Source organism: Streptomyces sp. NPDC053432, assembly GCF_055585365.1.
The window spans coordinates 61,313-78,611 of the sequence record NZ_JBVJKF010000013.1 but is presented as its reverse complement, the minus strand read 5'-3'; the positions used below and the strand labels follow the sequence as shown (position 1 = coordinate 78,611).

Below are 17,299 nucleotides of genomic sequence, written 5' to 3'. Positions count from 1 at the left end.
CAGGTTATACAACCCGGTTATGGCGGAGGGCGGGCCCGGTGTATAAGAGAGCCATGACGGGCGGAGAAGACAGGGGCCGGGACCTCGGGGCGCTGACCGAGGAGCAGGCGGGGCGGATGTTCGCCGAGTTGAACGAGGTCATCCGCGCGGGCGAGGAGGCGCGGACGCTGCGCGCCGAGATGATCAAGGTGTTGGCCGGCCGGGGCTGGACCCAGGACAGGATCGCCCGGCTCACCGGCATGAGCCAGCCCGCGGTGTCGAAGCAGGTGACGAAGTACAGGGCCGACGGCCCGCCGCCCCCCATGGGGCTCGCCCTCGACCAGGGCGACGCGCCGTGGCTCGAAGGGCGCCTGTGGGGCCTCGCCGAGCAGATCGCCGAGACCTTCGGGGACGCCGCCCGTTGCGCGGGCCACGTCCGTGCCGTGGCCCGGGGGAAGAAGCGCTTCACGCCCGGTGAGGTCGACGAGCTGCGGCGACTGGTCGAAGAGGACCTGCGGGCGCACCGGGGGGAGCTGCCCGGCGGGTACCGGGCCGCGTACGACGCGATCGGCCGCGGCCTCGACGTCCCGTCCAAGGCGGCGGCCGCCACGCCGGGCGCGACGCCCGGCGTGCGCCGAGCCCTCGCCCGCCGCATCCAGCGCGACCGTCTCGGGGCCGACACCTGAGCGACGGGCCGAGCATCCGCCCACGGCAGCGGCGGCCCCGCGCCCGCGAGCCTCTGGCACCCCGCCCGCCTGTCGGCACGGCCCCCGCTTCGCTTGCCGGGTAAGGCGCCCGCGCCGCCCCTCGGGCACGGCGCCCCGCCTGCCGGGCACGGCGCCCGCGCGGTCCGTCGGGCACGGCGTCCCGTGCGGTCCGTCGGGCACGGCGTCCCGCGCCGTCCCTCGGGCACGGCGCCCGGCGCGGTCCCTCGGGTACGACACCCGCTTCGCCTGCCGGGCGCGGCGGCTGCCTTGCCCGCCGGGTACGGCGTCCGCGTCGCCCCGAGGTGTGGCCCGCGCCGTCTGGCAGGCATGAGGCCCGCGTCGCCCCGAGGCGTGGCGAACCGCCTCGGGTGTCGGGTGCGGCGGGCGTCCGGGTCTCAGGCGTCGGCGGGTTCCAGTCCTTCCAGGCTGTCCATGAACGAGCTCACCGAGAACACCGCGCGCCCCGGACCGGCCGGACCGTAGCCGGGCGGGGAGCTCAGGCCGAACTCCTCCAGCGTCGCCCGGTAGGCCTCCAGCAGCCGGATGTGGTACTCCAGCGGCGCGCCGAGCGGGTTCGCCTTGCCCAGCGGGGTCGTCGGCTCCGGGCACCAGGTGGTGAAGCGCGGCACGACGCCGTTCGACATGAAGAACCGCAGGCCCTCGGTGGTCGACTCGATGGCCTCGCTCACCTTGGTGAAACCGAAGGGCTCGGCCATCTCGATGCCCGCCACGAAGTTCGGGATCACGTTGCGCGGGCCGAAGATCTCGGCGGAGTCCAAAATCCGGCGGTGCCACTCGTCGCGGCCGACGTAGCGCTCCTTGCCCGGGCAGTGCAGCTCGAACAGCCGGCGGTCCCACACCTCGAAGTTCGGGTGGTAGATCTTGACGCCGTAGTCGTGGAAGCGCTGCACGGCGTCGCGGGGGAGGGCCTGGGCGACGACCTTGCCGGTCCAGCGGCCGGGGAAGCGCTCCTCGATGGCCTTCGCGTAGTGGCCGTAGAAGTCGGCCTCGTCACGGCCGCCGACCTGCGAGGTGATCGAACCACCGGTCAGCGTGTACGCCCGCGAGGTGCCCGCCGTGTCGTACCGGTCGATGATCTCCAGGGCCTCCAGCACCTCCTCGACCGGCTTCACGCCGGTGTAGGGGCGGCCGGCCGCCTTGTGCTGGCGCCAGTTGTGGTTGATGTCGCAGAACTGGCACTCCTCCTTGGCGCCGAAGTACTGGCACACCCGGAAGACCGTCAGGTAGATGAGGTAGCCCCACTGGATGGTCGGCGCGACCTCCATGACCGACTTCCCGTTCGACAGCTTGTGCCGGTAGTACTCCGGCATCGGAGGGAGGCCGACGTCCGAGATCCGCACCCCGTCCAGGTACAGGCCCAGCGTGCCGTCCTCGCCGCCGCGCACCACGTACGGGGAGTCCGGGTTGACCCGCACCGACACCACCGTGCGGCGCAGCCCGTAGGGGCCGCCGGTGAGGACGATCTCCTCCGGCGGCCGGTTCAGGGCGGCGGCACCGAGCTCGGGCAGGGTCCGGTGGTCGAAGGAGAAGATGAAGTACGACTTCGGCTTGACGTCCCCCGAAGCCCCGTCGGCCGTGCCGCTCAGCGCGGACTCGTCGAAGGCCATGCCTCCACGGAGCAGGTCCTCCTTGATCACGGCCTCCCTGGGCACGTGCGGGAAGCGCTCCATCAGGCCTTCCACCAGCGCGGTGCGGCTCTGCGTCTCCATGTGCTGCTCCATCCCTGACTCCTAGAGGATCACGCGCAGCGTAGCCCGAGGGGGGCGGGTGAAAGGGCAGGGGATAAGGTGGTTAGCATATGAGCACCGCCTAGCTCGAAAGATAAACCTGTGACTGTCATTGAGGACTCGTTCAGCAGCTGGAAAAACCGCGAAGAGATCGCGGAGTCGATGATTCCGATCATCGGGAAGCTGCACCGGGAGCGGGACGTCACGGTCCTGCTTCACAGCCGCTCGCTGGTGAACAAGTCGGTGGTCAGCATCCTCAAGACCCACCGATTCGCCCGGCAGATCGACGGTGAGGAGCTCTCGGTCACCGAGACCCTGCCGTTCCTGCAGGTGCTCACCACGCTCGATCTCGGCCCTTCGCAGATCGACATCGGCATGCTCGCCGCCGACTACAAGAGCGACAGCCGCGGTCTCTCCGTGGCGGAGTTCACCGCCGAGGCCGTCGCCGGTGCCACCGGCGAGAACAAGCTGGAGCGCTCCACCGGCCGTGACGTCGTCCTCTACGGCTTCGGCCGTATCGGCCGCCTCGTCGCCCGCCTGCTCATCGAGAAGGCCGGCTCCGGCAACGGTCTGCGCCTGCGTGCCATCGTCGTCCGCGGTGGCGGTGACCAGGACCTCGTCAAGCGCGCCTCGCTGCTGCGCCGCGACTCGATCCACGGCCAGTTCAACGGCACGATCACGGTCGACGAGGCGAACAGCACGATCATCGCCAACGGCAACGCGATCAAGGTGATCTACGCCAACGACCCGTCCGAGGTCGACTACACGGCGTACGGCATCAAGGACGCCATCCTCATCGACAACACGGGCAAGTGGCGCGACCGCGAGGGTCTGTCGAAGCACCTGCGCCCCGGCATCGACAAGGTCGTCCTGACGGCCCCGGGCAAGGGCGACGTCCCGAACATCGTCCACGGCGTCAACCACGACACGATCAAGCCGGACGAGCAGATCCTGTCCTGCGCCTCGTGCACCACCAACGCCATCGTCCCGCCGCTCAAGGCCATGGACGACGAGTACGGCGTGCTGCGCGGTCACGTGGAGACCGTCCACTCGTTCACGAACGACCAGAACCTCCTGGACAACTACCACAAGGCCGACCGCCGCGGCCGCTCCGCGCCGCTCAACATGGTGATCACCGAGACCGGTGCCGCCTCGGCCGTCGCCAAGGCGCTGCCCGACCTCAAGGCCCCGATCACCGGCAGCTCGATCCGCGTCCCCGTCCCGGACGTCTCGATCGCCATCCTGAGCCTGCGCCTGGGCCGTGAGACCACGCGCGAGGAGGTCCTGGACTACCTCCGCGACGTCTCGCTGCACTCGCCGCTGAAGCGCCAGATCGACTTCACCACGGCCCCCGACGCCGTCTCCATGGACTTCGTCGGCTCCCGCCACTCCTCGATCGTCGACGCGGGCGCCACCAAGGTCGACGGCGACAACGCGATCCTCTACCTCTGGTACGACAACGAGTTCGGCTACTCGTGCCAGGTCATCCGGGTCGTCCAGTACGTCTCCGGGGTCGAGTACCCCACCTACCCGGTCCCGGGCGTCTGATCCGGACCTCCTGAGCGGCAGCACGACGGCCCCGGCCGGGGAAACCCGGCCGGGGCCGTCGTCGTACCCCCGCGGTCCCGGCGTCCCTTCCAGGGCCCCACGGGGCGACGCGAGGCCCCCGGCCGGGTTTCCCCGGCCGGGGGCCTCGCGTCCTGCTTCACACCTCGCGCCGAGGACGGCGTCGGCGCGCTGTCACCACAGCACGGACAGGCGCTCCGGGATGCGCTTCATGAAGCGGGTGCGCCACACGAGCTGGTCCACGGGCACGGCCAGCGCCAGGTTGGGCATCTTCTCCAGGAGGACCTCGATGGCGATCTCGGTGTGCCGCTTGCCGAGGGCCGTGGCGGGGCAGTAGTGGCCGCCGCCGCCGAAGGAGAGGTGCTGGTGGGCGTTCTCCCGGTCGATGTCGAACGTGTGCGGGTCCGGGAACACCGACGGGTCGGTGTTCGCGCCCTCGACCAGGACGAGGCACAGCTCGCCCTTCTTCACCAGGACGTCACCGAGCTGGATGTCCTCGGTGGCCAGGCGGGGCAGGCCGTCGGCGATGGAGAGGTTGACGCGCAGCAGCTCGTCGACCGCCGCCGGGATCTTCTCAGGGTTCTCGCGCAGCTGCTCCCACACGTCGGGGTTCTGCAGGAGCGAGAAGATCGCCATGGTCAGGAAGCCCATGGTGGAGATGACGCCGGCGCCGAAGAACGTGACGCCGACCGTGGCCAGCATCTCGTCCGTCAGGTGCGCGTAGTCCGGGTCGTCGCGCAGGGCGGCGAGCTCGGCCATCAGACCGGTCGTGGCCGGGTCGTCCAGCCGCTCGACCATGTACGCCATGTCGCGGTCCCAGTTGAGCTTGGCACCGGTGACGGGGCAGGCCGAGTTCATGAACGCGATGTCGAGGCTGTTCGCCAGCTTCGGCGCGTCCGCCTGCGGGATGCCGAGGATGCGGCAGTGCAGGTTCTCGGAGTACGGGTTGGTGAACTGGCCGCGCAGGTCGACCGGCGCACCGTAGGCCAGCATGGCGTCGACGAGCGCGTTGGCCTCGGCCCGCATCCAGTCGTTCAGACCGGGGGCCTTGGGGTTGATCGCCTTCAGCACGGCCTTGCGCAGGCCGGCGCCGGTGATGTTGCCCATGTTGTTGACGACCTCGGGCGGGATCGTCAGCGCGTACTGGCGGGGCACGCCCGGGGCCGAGGTGTCCTTGAGGCTGAACCGCGGGTCTTCGAGGACCTGCTTGCACAGCTGATAGGAGGACACGAGCCAGGCCTCGTCCCCGGCTATCGTCCGGACCTTCTTGACCGGCTCGGAGCGCAGCTGCTCGACCTCGGCGGGGATCTGGTCGCCGCGGGCGGAGAACGGGAAGTCGAGAATGGTGTCAGTGCTCATCGAACGTTCCTTCGGCGGGGGTGATGACGGCGTGGCCCTGGTTGCGGGAGGCGCGCAGGCCGGAGCCGCGCGAGTAGAGCAATTCCGCCATCGGCAGGAGCTGGTGGTAGCAGTTGAGCGAGGACGGCACGCCCATGATCGCGGGCGTGTCGAGGAAGAGCGGCGCCTCGGCGCAGACGTACTGGAGGCAGACCTCGCGCTGCCGGGTGGTGGCGCTCTCCCCGTTCAGGACCTTCGAGGAGAGGAACGAGTCCACGAGCTCACCGCACGTGGCCCGGAACTCGGGGTCGTTGTCCAGGCGGCTGGTCAGGTCCGCGTGGAGCGCCTTGTAGGCGGGGATGTCGGTCAGCGCCGACATGGGGCGGGCGCGCAGGCGCTCGCCGGAGGGGTCGGCCTCGGCGGCGGCGTTGTTGACCTTGGCGCGGACTCCGCGCAGGTTCTTCACCGCCTTGCGCCGGGCCTCGATCTCGTCGTAGCCGAGGGCTTCGTACATCTCGGCGACGTACAGGTCGGTGTAGATGATGTCGACCTGATCGAAGTTGCGCATGCCCCACTGCGCGAGATCGAGAACGCGCTGGGCCGAGAAATAACTATTACCGGGAGAGATGCCGATGACCGCATGATCGCCCTCGTTGTTAATGACTTCGCAATGAGGGGTGTACGGCCGGACAGTGAAGACTTCGGTCGCTGTCGTCAACGGGTGTCTGGTCCTTCGCGCCGCGAGTCCCAGTAGGGCCTTGTGCCCGAGGTGTAGCGGCGACGTGACAGAAGGTACCCGAATTTGAGTGCGACGTTCCACGGCTTCTGGTCGGTAACTCCGTTGCCGGTCCGCGTGGTTGCATCTTCCTATTTCTATCGGTCGCCCGATCGTCAAAGATTGGAATTCAGGGAATTCGGAGACGTGACCGTTCTTTTTTCGTCACTCCTGGTGATTTATCGGACGCGTCATGCGCCTGTCGTGAGCCATCGCCGCCAGGAGGTGCTACAACTGGGCGTGTGACCATTCCTCGCCACCCGTGCCGGGTACGTCGGTGCGGTCACCTCTAGGCAACCGGTTCAGGAGCGTCGCCGGCCAGGTATTCGTCCTCCAGGTGACGATCGTGGTGTTGCTCGCTGCCGGAGCCCTGCTGGCCCTCCTGCTCCAGTCGCGCCACGACATCGACCGCGAGGCACGCAACCGGTCGGTCTCCGTCGCCGAGACGTTCTCGCACTCCCTCGGCCTCCAGGACGCCCTGAAGACGAGCAATCCCTCCGCGATCCTGCAGCCCCTCGCCGAGGACACCCGCAAGGCCGCCAAGGTGGACTTCATCGTCGTGATGGACACCAACGGCATCCGCTACAGCCATCCCAAGCCCGACCGCATCGGAAAGCGGTTCGTCGGCACGATCGAGCCCTCCCTCGCGGGCAAGGTCCACACCGAGAGCGTGAAGGGCCCGCTCGGCAAGGAGATCCAGGCGGTGGTGCCCGTCACCGACGCCGACGGCAAGGTCGTCGCCCTGGTCTCGGCCGGCATGACCGTGAAGAACGTCAGCGGCGTCGTCGACCGCCAGCTGCCGGTGATCCTCCTGGCCATCGCCGGCGGCCTGGCCCTGGCCACCGTCGGCACGGCGCTGATCAGCCGCAGGCTGCGCCGCCAGACCCACGGGCTGGGCACGCAGGAGATGACCCGCATGTACGAGCACCACGACGCGGTGCTCCACGCCGTCCGCGAAGGGGTGGTGATCACGGACGGCGAAGGGCGGCTCCTGCTGGCCAACGACGAGGCCAAGCGCCTGTTGGGCCTGCCCGACGACGCCGAGGGCAGCCGGATCGCGGACGTGGCGGGACTCGACCGCCGGATGGCGGACCTGCTGCTCTCCGGCCGGGTCGCCACCGACGAGGTGCTGGAGAGCGGCGAGCGGCTGCTCGTCGTCAACCAGCGGCGCACCCACCCCGGCGGCAAGCCGGAGGGCGCCGTGGCCACCATCCGCGACTCCACCGAGATGCGCGTGCTGACCGGCCGCGCGGAGACGGCCCGCAGGCGGCTGAAACTCCTCTACGACGCCGGCGGCGACGTCGGCACCTCCCTCGACGTCGTGCGGACCTCCGAGGAACTCGCCTTCGTCGCCGTCCCCCGCTTCGCCGACTACGTCACCGTCGACCTGGCCGCCGCCGTGCTCGACGGGGACGAGCCCGGCCCCAACGCCGACATGCGGCGCACCGCAGTCCACGGCATCCGCACGGACCACCCCCTGTACCCCAAGGGCCGTCTGATCGACTTCCTGCCCTCCACCCCGCAGGCCATCGGCTACGGCACCGGCGAAGCCGAGCTGGTGCCCGACCTGAGCGACGCGCCGGGCTGGCAGGCCCAGGATCCGCCGCGGGCCCGGGCCATCGTCGACTACGGGATCCACTCGCTGATCGCGGCCCCGCTCAAGGCCCGGGGCGTCGTACTGGGCGTGGTCAACTTCTGGAGGTCGAGCAAGCCCGAACCCTTCGACGAGGACGACCTGTCCCTGGCCGAGGAACTCGTGGCCCGGGCGGCGGTCAGCATGGACAACGCCCGCCGCTACACCCGCGAGCACGCCCTCGCCGTGACGCTCCAGCGCAGCCTGTTGCCCCGGGCCCTGCCCGAGCAGAGCGCCGTCGACGTGGCCCACTTCTACCTGCCCGCGCAGTCCGGGGTGGGAGGCGACTGGTTCGACGTGATCCCGCTGCCGGGCAGCCGGGTCGCCCTGGTCGTCGGCGACGTCGTCGGGCACGGCCTGCACGCCGCCGCCACCATGGGACGGCTGCGCACGGCCGTGCACAACTTCGCCTCCCTGGACCTGCCGCCCGACGAGATCCTCGCCCGCCTGGACGACCTCGTACAGCGCATCGACCACGACGGGGAGGCCGGTGACGGGGACGGCGGAGTCATCGGCGCCACCTGCCTCTACGCCGTCTACGACCCCGTCTCGCGCAGCTGCACGGCGGCGCGGGCCGGGCACCTGCCGCCCATGCTCGTCGCCCCCGACGGGACGACGACCGTCGTCGACCTGCCGGCCGGGCCCCCGCTGGGCCTGGGCGGCATGCCCTTCGAGACCGCCGAACTGGAACTGGAGGAGGGCAGCCAGCTCGTCCTGTACACGGACGGTCTCGTCGAGGAACGCAACCGGGACATCGGCGAAGGCCTGGAACTGCTCCGGGCCGCCCTCAGCCGGGCCGGCCGGACCCCCGACGAGAGCTGCCGCGCCGTGCTCGACATGCTGCTGCCGGCCCGGCCCACCGACGACGTGGCGCTGCTCATCGCCCGCACCCGGACCCTGGGCCCGGACCGGGTCGCGCAGTGGGACGTGGCCTACCAGGCCAGCGCCGTCAGCGCCGTACGCAACGCCGCGGCGAGGAAACTCGACGACTGGGGCCTGCCGGAGCTCGCCTTCGCCACGGAGCTGATCCTCAGCGAGCTGATCACCAACGCGGTACGCCACGGCCGGGCGCCGGTACGCGTACGTCTGCTGTACGACCACACGCTGACCTGCGAGGTCTGGGACGGCAGCAGCACCGCCCCGCACCTGCGGTACGCCGCCACCACGGACGAGGGCGGCCGGGGCCTGTTCCTCGTCGCGCAGCTCAGCGAGCACTGGGGCACCCGTTACACCGCCGAGGGGAAGGTCATCTGGGCGCAGCAGGCCCTGCCGGGCGCCGCCCCGGGCCGCGCGGAGCGGGCCGACCTGTGGGACTTCATGGACATCGAGCCCCTCTGACGGCCCGCGGGCCCGCCACCGTCAACCGCCGGTGGGTCCTCGGCCTCGCGGGGCCGCCGCCGGACGGCGGCCCCGCACGCGGCCGGGTCAGGACAGGGAGACCTTGTACTTGGCGAGGGCCTCGGGGACCGGCTGGTAGAAGGTCGTGCCGCCGACGGAGCAGTTGCCGCTCCCGCCGGAGGTGATGCCGAGGGCCTTCGTGCCGTCGTAGAGCGCGCCGCCCGAGTCGCCGGGCTCCGCGCACACGTTGGTCTGGATCATGCCGCGGACCGTTCCGCCGCCGCTGTAGTGGACGGTCGCGTCGAGGGCGGTGACCGTACCGCTCTTGGTGCCCGTGGTCGAGCCACTGCGCTTGACCGGCTCTCCCACGTAGGCGTCGGCGGCGGTGAAGCCGCCGGGGGAGCTGATCGAGGCGTTGTCGTAGCGGACGAGCGCGTAGTCGTTGCCGGGGAAGCTGGAGCCCACGGTGGGGCCGATCAGCGTGCTCTGCGCGGAGTTGGTGTACCAGGTCTTGACGACGTTGCCGCAGTGCCCGGCGGTCAGGAAGTAGCGGGTGGATCCGCTGACGGCGTTGAAGGCGACCGAGCAGCGGTAGCCGCCGCCGTAGATGGCGTCACCCGGGCCGAGCAGGCGGGTGAACGTTCCGGGGGTGCGCTCGATCCGCAGCGCGGCGGCGTTCGCGCCCGCCGCCATCCTGATCCTCGCGAGGCCGACCTCGGAGACGGTGCTGTCGGCCGTGACCACGACCCGCCCGCTCGCCGGGTCCTTGTACCACGCGGTACCGCCGACGTCCGCGCCGAGCACCGCCTGGTCGACCGCGGCGAGTTCGGCCGCTCCGAAGGACCTGGGGGCGGCCGCCTGCGCGGTCGGCACGGTGAGCACGGTGGCTGCCAGCAGGCCGGCCGCGGCGGCCGCGAGCGCGGTGCGCCGGCCGGTGCGGGCGATGGGGGGCGAGGTGCGCGTGTTCCTCACTGGTCTCCTCCTCGGAGCGTGGGGGCCCGGTGGGTGGTGGGCCCTGTGAGGCCCGTCAGGAATGGCGTGTTCCTGACAAGCGCTTCGGGGAGTATGCGGAAGCCGTTCGTGCCCGCACAAGACCGCGGACACCGCGCCCCACGAGCACGTCGGGGCCGGCCCGTGCGGGCCGGCCCCGACGCGGGCGATCAGACCAGGTCGAAGCGGTCGAGCTCCATGACCTTGACCCACGCCGCGACGAAGTCCTTCACGAACTTCTCCTTCGCGTCGTCGCTCGCGTAGACCTCCGCGAGCGCGCGCAGCTCGGAGTTCGAGCCGAAGACGAGGTCGGCACGGGTACCGGTCCACTTGACCGCGCCCGAGGCGTCCCGGCCCTCGTACTCGTCCTGCGCCGAGGACGTCGACTTCCACGTCGTGCCCATGTCGAGCAGGTTGGCGAAGTAGTCGTTGGTCAGGGTGCCCGGACGGTCCGTGAAGACGCCGTGCTTCGACCCCGCGTGGTTGGCGCCCAGGACGCGCAGACCACCGACGAGGACCGTCATCTCGGGAGCGGAGAGGGTCAGCAGGTTCGCCTTGTCGACCAGCAGGTACTCGGCCGGGAGGCGGTTGCCCTTGCCGAGGTAGTTGCGGAACCCGTCGGAGGACGGCTCCAGAGCGGCGAAGGACTCGACGTCCGTCTGCTCCTGCGTCGCGTCGACACGGCCCGGCGTGAACGGGACCTCGACCGCGAAGCCACCGTCCTGGGCGGCCTTCTCGACGGCCGCGGAGCCCGCGAGCACGACGAGGTCGGCCAGCGAGACCTTCTTGGCGCCGGAGTTGAAGGACGCCTGGATGCCCTCGAGCGTGCGCAGGACCTGCGCGAGGTCGTCCGGGTTGTTGACCTCCCAGTTGCGCTGCGGCTCCAGGCGGATGCGGCCGCCGTTGGCGCCGCCGCGCTTGTCGCTGCCGCGGAAGGAGGAGGCCGCGGCCCAGGCCGCGGAGACCAGCTGGGAGACCGTGAGGTCCGAGCCGAGGATCTGCTGCTTGAGGGAGGCGATGTCCGCGGCGTCGATCAGCTCGCCCTCGCGGGCCGGCAGCGGGTCCTGCCACAGCAGGGTCTCGGCGGGGACCTCCGGGCCGAGGTAGCGGACGACCGGGCCGAGGTCGCGGTGGGTCAGCTTGTACCAGGCGCGGGCGAAGGCGTCCGCGAACTGGTCGGGGTTCTCGTAGAAGCGGCGCGAGATCTGCTCGTAGACCGGGTCGAAGCGCAGCGACAGGTCGGTGGTGAGCATCGTCGGGAGGTGCTTCTTCGACGGGTCGAAGGCGTCGGGGATGATCGCCTCGGCGTTCTTCGCCACCCACTGGTTCGCGCCGGCCGGGCTCTGCGTGAGCTCGTACTCGTACTCGAAGAGGTGCTTGAAGAAGTCGTGGCCCCACTTGGCGGGGGTGGTGGTCCAGGTGACCTCGAGACCACTGGTGATCGAGTCGGCGCCCTTGCCGCTGCCGTACGTGTTCGCCCAGCCGAAGCCCTGGGCCTCCAGCGGAGCGGCCTCGGGGTCGGCGCCGACGTTGTCCGCCGGGCCCGCTCCGTGGGCCTTGCCGAAGGTGTGGCCACCGGCGATGAGGGCGACGGTCTCCTCGTCGTTCATCGCCATCCGGCGGAAGGTCTCGCGGATGTCGCGGGCCGCGGCGATCGGGTCAGGGTTGCCGTTGGGGCCCTCGGGGTTCACGTAGATGAGGCCCATCTGGACCGCACCGAGCGGGCTCTCCAGCTCACGGTCGCCCGTGTAGCGCTCGTCGCCGAGCCAGGTGGTCTCGGGGCCCCAGTAGACGTCCTCGTCGGCTTCCCAGACGTCGGCACGGCCACCGGCGAAGCCGAAGGTCTTGAAGCCCATCGTCTCCAGGGCGACGTTGCCGGTGAGGATCATGAGGTCGGCCCAGGAGATGGACTGGCCGTACTTCTTCTTGACGGGCCACAGCAGACGGCGGGCCTTGTCCAGGTTGCCGTTGTCCGGCCAGGAGTTCAGGGGCGCGAAGCGCTGCTGGCCCGCGCCGGCGCCGCCGCGGCCGTCGCTGATGCGGTACGTGCCGGCGCTGTGCCAGGCCATACGGATCATGAGCGGGCCGTAGTTGCCGAAGTCGGCCGGCCACCAGTCCTGCGAGTTCGTGAGGACCTCGGCGATGTCCCGCTTTATCGCGGCGAGGTCCAGGGCGGCGAACGCCGCGGCGTAGTCGAAGTCCTCGCCGAGCGGGTTGGCCACGGCGGGGTTCTTCGCGAGGATCTTGAGGTTGAGCCGCTCCGGCCACCACTGGCGGTTACCGCCGCCCTGGGTGGGGTGCGAGGCCCGTCCGTGCGCGACGGGGCAGCCGCCGGCGGCCTCGTCCTTCGCGTCTACGACGATCGCGTCATGGTTCTCAGACATGGGAATCCTTCCGGACCCGGGGGGTCATGGTGCTGCGAGGAGCTACATGCGGTGGAGCGGTCCGTGCATGTCCGTCACGGCTTGGTCTCGAGCCGTACTGGAGCCTTCTAGTCACTTGGTTATCAACCGAACCGATCCTACGATGGACAGAGTCCAAGTCAAGAAGCGCGCCAAAGCCATATCCAATCGGATCCCGGATCCCTGTCGGGTGAACCTTCGGGAATGACGCCGGGCCTGAAAGGTGGAGCGATATGAGTGACCTGCTGGAACGGCTGCGTGAGCGTGGCTGGCGGCTGACCTCCCAGCGGCGTGTCGTGGCCGAGGTCCTCGACGGGGACCACGTCCACCTCACCGCCGACGAGGTGCACGCCCGCGCGGCGCAGCTGCTGCCCGAGATCTCCCGGGCGACCGTCTACAACGCGCTGGGCGAGCTGGTCTCCCTCGGCGAGGTGGTCGAGGTCTCCACGGACGGCCGCGCCAAGCGGTACGACCCGAACGCGCACCGCCCCCACCAGCACCTGGTCTGCTCCGGCTGCGGACTCATCCGCGACGTCCACCCCACCGGCGACCCGCTGGCCGTCCTCCCGGCCGAGGGGCGGTTCGGCTTCGAGGTCTCCGGAGCCGACGTCACCTACCGCGGTCTCTGCCCGGCCTGCTCCTAGTGCCGTGACCGGAAAGGTTCACCGGGTCACGGCCCCCCGGCACGCGCACCTCGCGGCGTGGTCGGTCCGCGCGAGTACGTCCAGTACGCGGCACTAGCCGATCTCGACCACGCGGGCCCAGGGCGGCGGGGTGTCCGGCACGTAGTGGGGGTTGTTCTCGTCGTACCGGCCGGGCCCCTCGCCCCGCGGGAACAGGCCGACCACCGTCCGGCACGGCGGTCGCCGGTCCGGCCAGGGGGTCTGGCCGTCGGTCAGGACCACGACGACGTCCGGCGCGGGACGCGACCGCAGGGCCGCGGCGAATCCGGTGCGCAGGTCCGTGCCCCCGCCGCCCACCAGGGGGATCCCCTCGGCGCGGCACAGCCGGTGCACGGCCTGCGCCGACGCGTCGCAGGACAGCACGGTGACCAGGTCGCGGCGGCCGCCCACCGCGCGGGAGATGGCCGCGACCTCGAGGAGCGCGCTGCCCAGCTCGGCGTCGCTCACCGAGCCCGAGGTGTCGACGACCACGCAGACCCGGGGCGGTGTGCGCCGCAGGGCCGGCAGCACGACGCCGGGCACCCCGGCCGAGCGCCGCGCCGGCCGGCCGTAGGTGTAGTCGTCCCCCGCGCCGGCCCCGGAGGCGGCCGAGCGGAGCGCCGCCCCGAGCAGTTCCCGCCACGGCTGGGCCGGATGGAAGGCCTCCTCCGCCCAGCGCTTCCACCCCTTCGGAGTGTCCCCGGGACGGCCCTTGATCCCCTCGGCCACCCGGAAACGGACCGCGTCCTGCTCCTCGGCGCTCAGGCCGTGCGCGCCGTCCGGTCCCAGCTCCCAGTCCCGCTCCAGGCCGTCCGCGCCGCTGCCGCAGTCCAGCCAGGCGAGCTCCTGCAGGTACGGCCCGAGCTGGAACTCGTACAGGTACTGCTCCATGAGCAGACCCGACGGAAGCCGCAGCCGTCCCGGGAGGACGGCCCCCTCGGGCATGGCCAGCCCTTCACCGAACACGTCGTCGTTGATCTCGAAGTCGGCCGCGATGTTCATCCGCAGCCGGTCCCCCGGACCGGTCAGCCCCCGTTCGCGCGCGACCCGGTCACCGCGCCCGTGATGGTCGCGCAGCAGGTGCGACACCTCGTGCACCCACACCCCGGCCAGCTCCTCCACCGGCGTCCGGTCCACGAAGGCGGGCGAGACGTAGCACCGCCAGTGCCGGTCGACGGCTATCGTCGGCACCCGCCGGGACTCCACCGCGTGGAGGGCGAACAGCGCCGTCGCCAGATACGGCCGGGCCCGGACGGCCTGCAGCCGGGCGGCGAACAGCTTGTCCAGGTCGAGCGCACCCGGCGCCGTGCCCGTCATCGGACCCGGTTCGCGGAGCCCGCGGGGCGGGCCGCCGCCCGGGCCGCCGCCTCGTCCGCCCGCCGGGACAGCGCGACCGCTCCGGCGAGCCGTTCGATCGAGGCCGGTACGTCCCAGTCGTCCCGGCGCAGCGCGGCGAGCGTGGTGGCCGGTACGACGACCAGGTCCGGCGCGCCCGTGTCCAGGGCCCGGACCATGACCGCCCAGGCCGCGTCCCAGCGGGACTTCTCCGGGCGCCTGTTGACCGCGGCCACCACGCCGTCGAGCGCGGCCTGGCGCAGGTCCCCCCGCTCGGGCAGCACGGCCCCGGCCGGGTCGGCGAGCAGCACCTCGGGGTCGGGCAGGTCCATCCGGTCCAGGCTCGCCAGCAGTTCCAGCCCGGGCCCGTCGCCCACCGTGCCCCTGACCAGCAGGGACAGTACGTCCCGGGAGGCGCCGGCCGCCGTCGCGAAGGCGAGCAGGGACAGGGTCATGTCCCAGCTGCGGGGCGAGGGCCAGGGACCGCCCCGGCGCGCCTCGCCCTCGGGCAGCCGGTGCACGAGCGTGGGCCGGGCGGCCAGCAGCCCGCACACCGCGCGGCGGGCGAAGTCCACCGCCTGCGCCAGCCGCGCCGGGTCGAGTCGCGGCATCGTCGCCCGGGGCCAGGTGCCGCCGAGGCCGCGCACGACCACCTCGTGGTCGTGGACCCACTGGAGGTGGACGAAGCGGTTCGCCAGGGGCGGGCTGAGCTCCCAGCCGTCGGCCGCCGAGGAGCGCGGGTTGGCGGCCGCCACGATCCGCACCCCGGCCGGCAGCCGCAGGGAGCCGATCCGCCGTTCCAGCACGAGCCGCAGCAGCGCGGCCTGCACGGCGGGCGGCGCGGTGGACAGCTCGTCCAGGAACAGCAGCCCGCGCCCGGCCCGGACCAGGCGCACGGCCCAGTCCGGCGGGGCCATCGGCACGCCGTTCACCGCGGGGTCGTCACCGATCACCGGGAGCCCCGAGAAGTCCGACGGCTCGTGCACGCTCGCGATGACGGTGGTCAGCGGGAGGTCCAGGGACTCGGCGAGCTGGTTGAGAGCCGCGGTCTTGCCGATCCCCGGCTCGCCCCACAGCAGTACGGGCAGGTCGGCGGCGACGGCCAGGGTCAGTGCCTCCAGCTGCGCGTCGGGGCGCGGTTCGGTGGTGGTGTCGCGCAGGAGGGCCAGCAGCTCTCCGGCGACGTCGAGCTGCGAGCCGGGCGGGCAGTCGGGCGTGGAGCCGGGCGCGGAGTCGAGCGGGGAGGAGGGAGCGAGCGGCGGGTCGAGCGGGGAGGAGGGAGCGAGCGGCGGGTCGAGCGGGGAGGAGGGTGCGAGCGGGGCGTGCGTGGGCATGGGTGATCACCTTCGGGGTTCGAGGAGGTCGGGAGGGCCGGCTGAGCGCGCGGCTCAGCGGGCCGTGGTGTGGCGAGGGTGCGAGCGGTGGGAGGCGGGGCGGGGCTCGCCGGGGTGGAGCCGGCCGCGCCCCGGTCCGTACAGGCCCGCCCTGAACAGGCCGTACGTGATCCGGCGCCGCGCGGCCGCCTCCAGCTCGTCCTTGAGGGCGCCGGAGCGCAGCACCGCGCCCGGGCCCAGCAGACCTTCGACGACGGCCAGCGCACCGGCGACGTCCCCGTGGAGCAGGCGTTCGCGGACCCCGGGGAGGCAGTGGGGATCGCGGTGGGCCGTGTCGATGGCCCGGAGACAGGGGAGCGGGGTGCCGGTGAGCGCGACGAGCAGTTCCTCGCGGCGGAGCTCGTCCGGGCTGTGGTCCAGCGCGGAGAGGACCCCGTCGACCAGGCCGATCCGGTGCCGGGCTCCCTGGCACTCCACCACGTGCGGTGCCCCGGCCACGTCGGCCGGCCGGGGCGCCCGGGCCGGCACGTGATCCGGTACCAGTGCCGCCGCGACCAGCGGGTGCAGCCCGTCGGCCCCGATCAGGCCGGCACGGAGCAGTTCCAGGTCGGGCGGCTCCCAGGTCGCCGCGTCGGGCAGCACCGGCAGCGCGGAGACCCACCGGTGCGGGGGAGCCTGCGAGAGCCGCGGCGCGGGCCGCCCCTCGCCCCCCGCGCCGGCGGCCGGTTCCAGGAGGAGCCGGTCACGGGCCCCGAGCCGTACGGTGACCATGCCCTCGGCCCGCCCATCGGCGCGCAGGAGCAGAGCCGCCTCGGCCGCCCACCGGTCGGCGGTGCGCCCGGGGCCGTCGCCGGGCGGCCGGTCGGCCCCGGAGCGGACGCGCAGCTCACCGGCCCGGTCCGCGTCCCACAGGTGCCGGTGCAGATCGAGTCGGAACCTGCGGTTCGGCCGGGCGTGCGGGTGCCGGAGGGCGGCCTCGTCGGACCGGGAGGAGCGGGATCCGTCCCACAGCGCGAGGCTGATCCGCTGGCCGGCGTCGGCCCAGGCGGGCGCCGTCCGGGCCACGAGGTGCACCGGCGGGCCGCCGTCCCGGCCGGGGACGTCGTACCGGGCCAGCGAGACCGTCAGCCCGGGCCGGAGCAGCCCGTGCGGAGCCACCCTCGGCATGTGCCAGCGCAGCAGATCGGGCGCCAGCCGGCGCAGGTCGGCCCGGACCCGGGCCGCGAGTTCACGGCCGTGGACGCGCGCCGCGGACCGCAGGTCGAGATCGAGGTCGAAGCCGGCGGCCGAGCACGCTCCGGCCCAGTCCCCGGCACGGCGGCGGGCCGTCGCCGTCTCGATCGTGGAGGGCGGCACGGCGAACTCGCGCACGCGCAGCCACATGGACAGGTGGGAAGCCCCACGCGCGATGTGAGTGAGCATCAGCACTCACCTTGCGCGTACGGGACCTCCGATCGGACAGTCGGGTCAGTGATCATCGTGCTGGAGGCTA

General features: G+C 72.1%; 12 protein-coding genes. 4 read left to right on the top strand and 8 right to left on the bottom strand.

Annotated features, from left to right (window positions below):
• The first annotated feature begins 53 nt into the window (after positions 1-53).
• Positions 54-665, top strand: coding sequence for a sigma-70 family RNA polymerase sigma factor (locus ACZ6Y1_RS22080; protein ID WP_469632234.1), 612 nt, complete (start codon positions 54-56; stop codon positions 663-665).
• A 416-nt stretch (positions 666-1,081) separates the two neighbouring features.
• Here ACZ6Y1_RS22080 and ACZ6Y1_RS22075 read toward each other — a convergent pair whose 3' ends face one another.
• Positions 1,082-2,416 (bottom strand): radical SAM protein, encoded by a 1,335-nt coding sequence (locus ACZ6Y1_RS22075; protein ID WP_469632616.1) that lies wholly within the window; start codon positions 2,414-2,416, stop codon positions 1,082-1,084.
• 120 nt (positions 2,417-2,536) lie between these two features.
• Here ACZ6Y1_RS22075 and ACZ6Y1_RS22070 point away from each other — a divergent pair, with 120 nt between their 5' ends.
• On the top strand, positions 2,537-3,982 hold the full coding sequence (locus ACZ6Y1_RS22070; RefSeq protein WP_469632231.1) for a glyceraldehyde-3-phosphate dehydrogenase: 1,446 nt from the start codon (positions 2,537-2,539) through the stop codon (positions 3,980-3,982).
• A 192-nt stretch (positions 3,983-4,174) separates the two neighbouring features.
• Here ACZ6Y1_RS22070 and ACZ6Y1_RS22065 read toward each other — a convergent pair whose 3' ends face one another.
• Both ACZ6Y1_RS22065 and ACZ6Y1_RS22060 read right to left on the bottom strand, forming a co-directional pair.
• A complete protein-coding gene (locus ACZ6Y1_RS22065; protein WP_469632228.1) occupies positions 4,175-5,359 on the bottom strand; it encodes a cytochrome P450 in 1,185 nt (394 codons plus the stop codon).
• The gene (locus ACZ6Y1_RS22060) at positions 5,349-6,158 is read right to left on the bottom strand and encodes a cyclodityrosine synthase (RefSeq protein ID WP_469632225.1); all 810 of its coding nucleotides are present in this window, start codon (positions 6,156-6,158) and stop codon (positions 5,349-5,351) included. Before ACZ6Y1_RS22060 ends, ACZ6Y1_RS22065 begins: the two co-directional genes overlap by 11 nt.
• Before the next feature lie 232 nt (positions 6,159-6,390).
• Here ACZ6Y1_RS22060 and ACZ6Y1_RS22055 point away from each other — a divergent pair, with 232 nt between their 5' ends.
• Positions 6,391-9,084, top strand: a complete 2,694-nt coding sequence (locus tag ACZ6Y1_RS22055) for a SpoIIE family protein phosphatase (RefSeq protein WP_469632222.1) — start codon at positions 6,391-6,393, stop codon at positions 9,082-9,084.
• 87 nt (positions 9,085-9,171) lie between these two features.
• On the opposite strand, the gene ACZ6Y1_RS22050 is transcribed toward ACZ6Y1_RS22055, so the two are convergent.
• Together ACZ6Y1_RS22050 and katG are read right to left on the bottom strand one after the other, a co-directional pair.
• Positions 9,172-10,056: a S1 family peptidase gene (locus ACZ6Y1_RS22050; protein WP_469632219.1), complete on the bottom strand. Its 885-nt coding sequence runs from the start codon at positions 10,054-10,056 to the stop codon at positions 9,172-9,174.
• A 188-nt stretch (positions 10,057-10,244) separates the two neighbouring features.
• The gene (gene katG, locus ACZ6Y1_RS22045; RefSeq protein ID WP_469632216.1) at positions 10,245-12,458 is read right to left on the bottom strand and encodes a catalase/peroxidase HPI; all 2,214 of its coding nucleotides are present in this window, start codon (positions 12,456-12,458) and stop codon (positions 10,245-10,247) included.
• Between the two features lie 251 nt (positions 12,459-12,709).
• Here katG and ACZ6Y1_RS22040 point away from each other — a divergent pair, with 251 nt between their 5' ends.
• Positions 12,710-13,120, top strand: a complete 411-nt coding sequence (locus tag ACZ6Y1_RS22040) for a Fur family transcriptional regulator (RefSeq protein WP_469632213.1) — start codon at positions 12,710-12,712, stop codon at positions 13,118-13,120.
• A gap of 93 nt (positions 13,121-13,213) precedes the next feature.
• Here the strand turns inward: ACZ6Y1_RS22040 and ACZ6Y1_RS22035 are convergent, their stop codons facing one another.
• The 3 genes from ACZ6Y1_RS22035 to ACZ6Y1_RS22025 are packed head-to-tail and all read right to left on the bottom strand — an operon-like array spanning position 13,214 to position 17,229.
• On the bottom strand, positions 13,214-14,455 hold the full coding sequence (locus ACZ6Y1_RS22035) for a vWA domain-containing protein (protein ID WP_469632210.1): 1,242 nt from the start codon (positions 14,453-14,455) through the stop codon (positions 13,214-13,216).
• Positions 14,452-15,807, bottom strand: coding sequence for an AAA family ATPase (locus tag ACZ6Y1_RS22030; RefSeq protein WP_469632209.1), 1,356 nt, complete (start codon positions 15,805-15,807; stop codon positions 14,452-14,454). Before ACZ6Y1_RS22030 ends, ACZ6Y1_RS22035 begins: the two co-directional genes overlap by 4 nt.
• Before the next feature lie 54 nt (positions 15,808-15,861).
• On the bottom strand, positions 15,862-17,229 hold the full coding sequence (locus ACZ6Y1_RS22025) for a hypothetical protein (protein ID WP_469632205.1): 1,368 nt from the start codon (positions 17,227-17,229) through the stop codon (positions 15,862-15,864).
• Positions 17,230-17,299 lie beyond the last annotated feature (70 nt).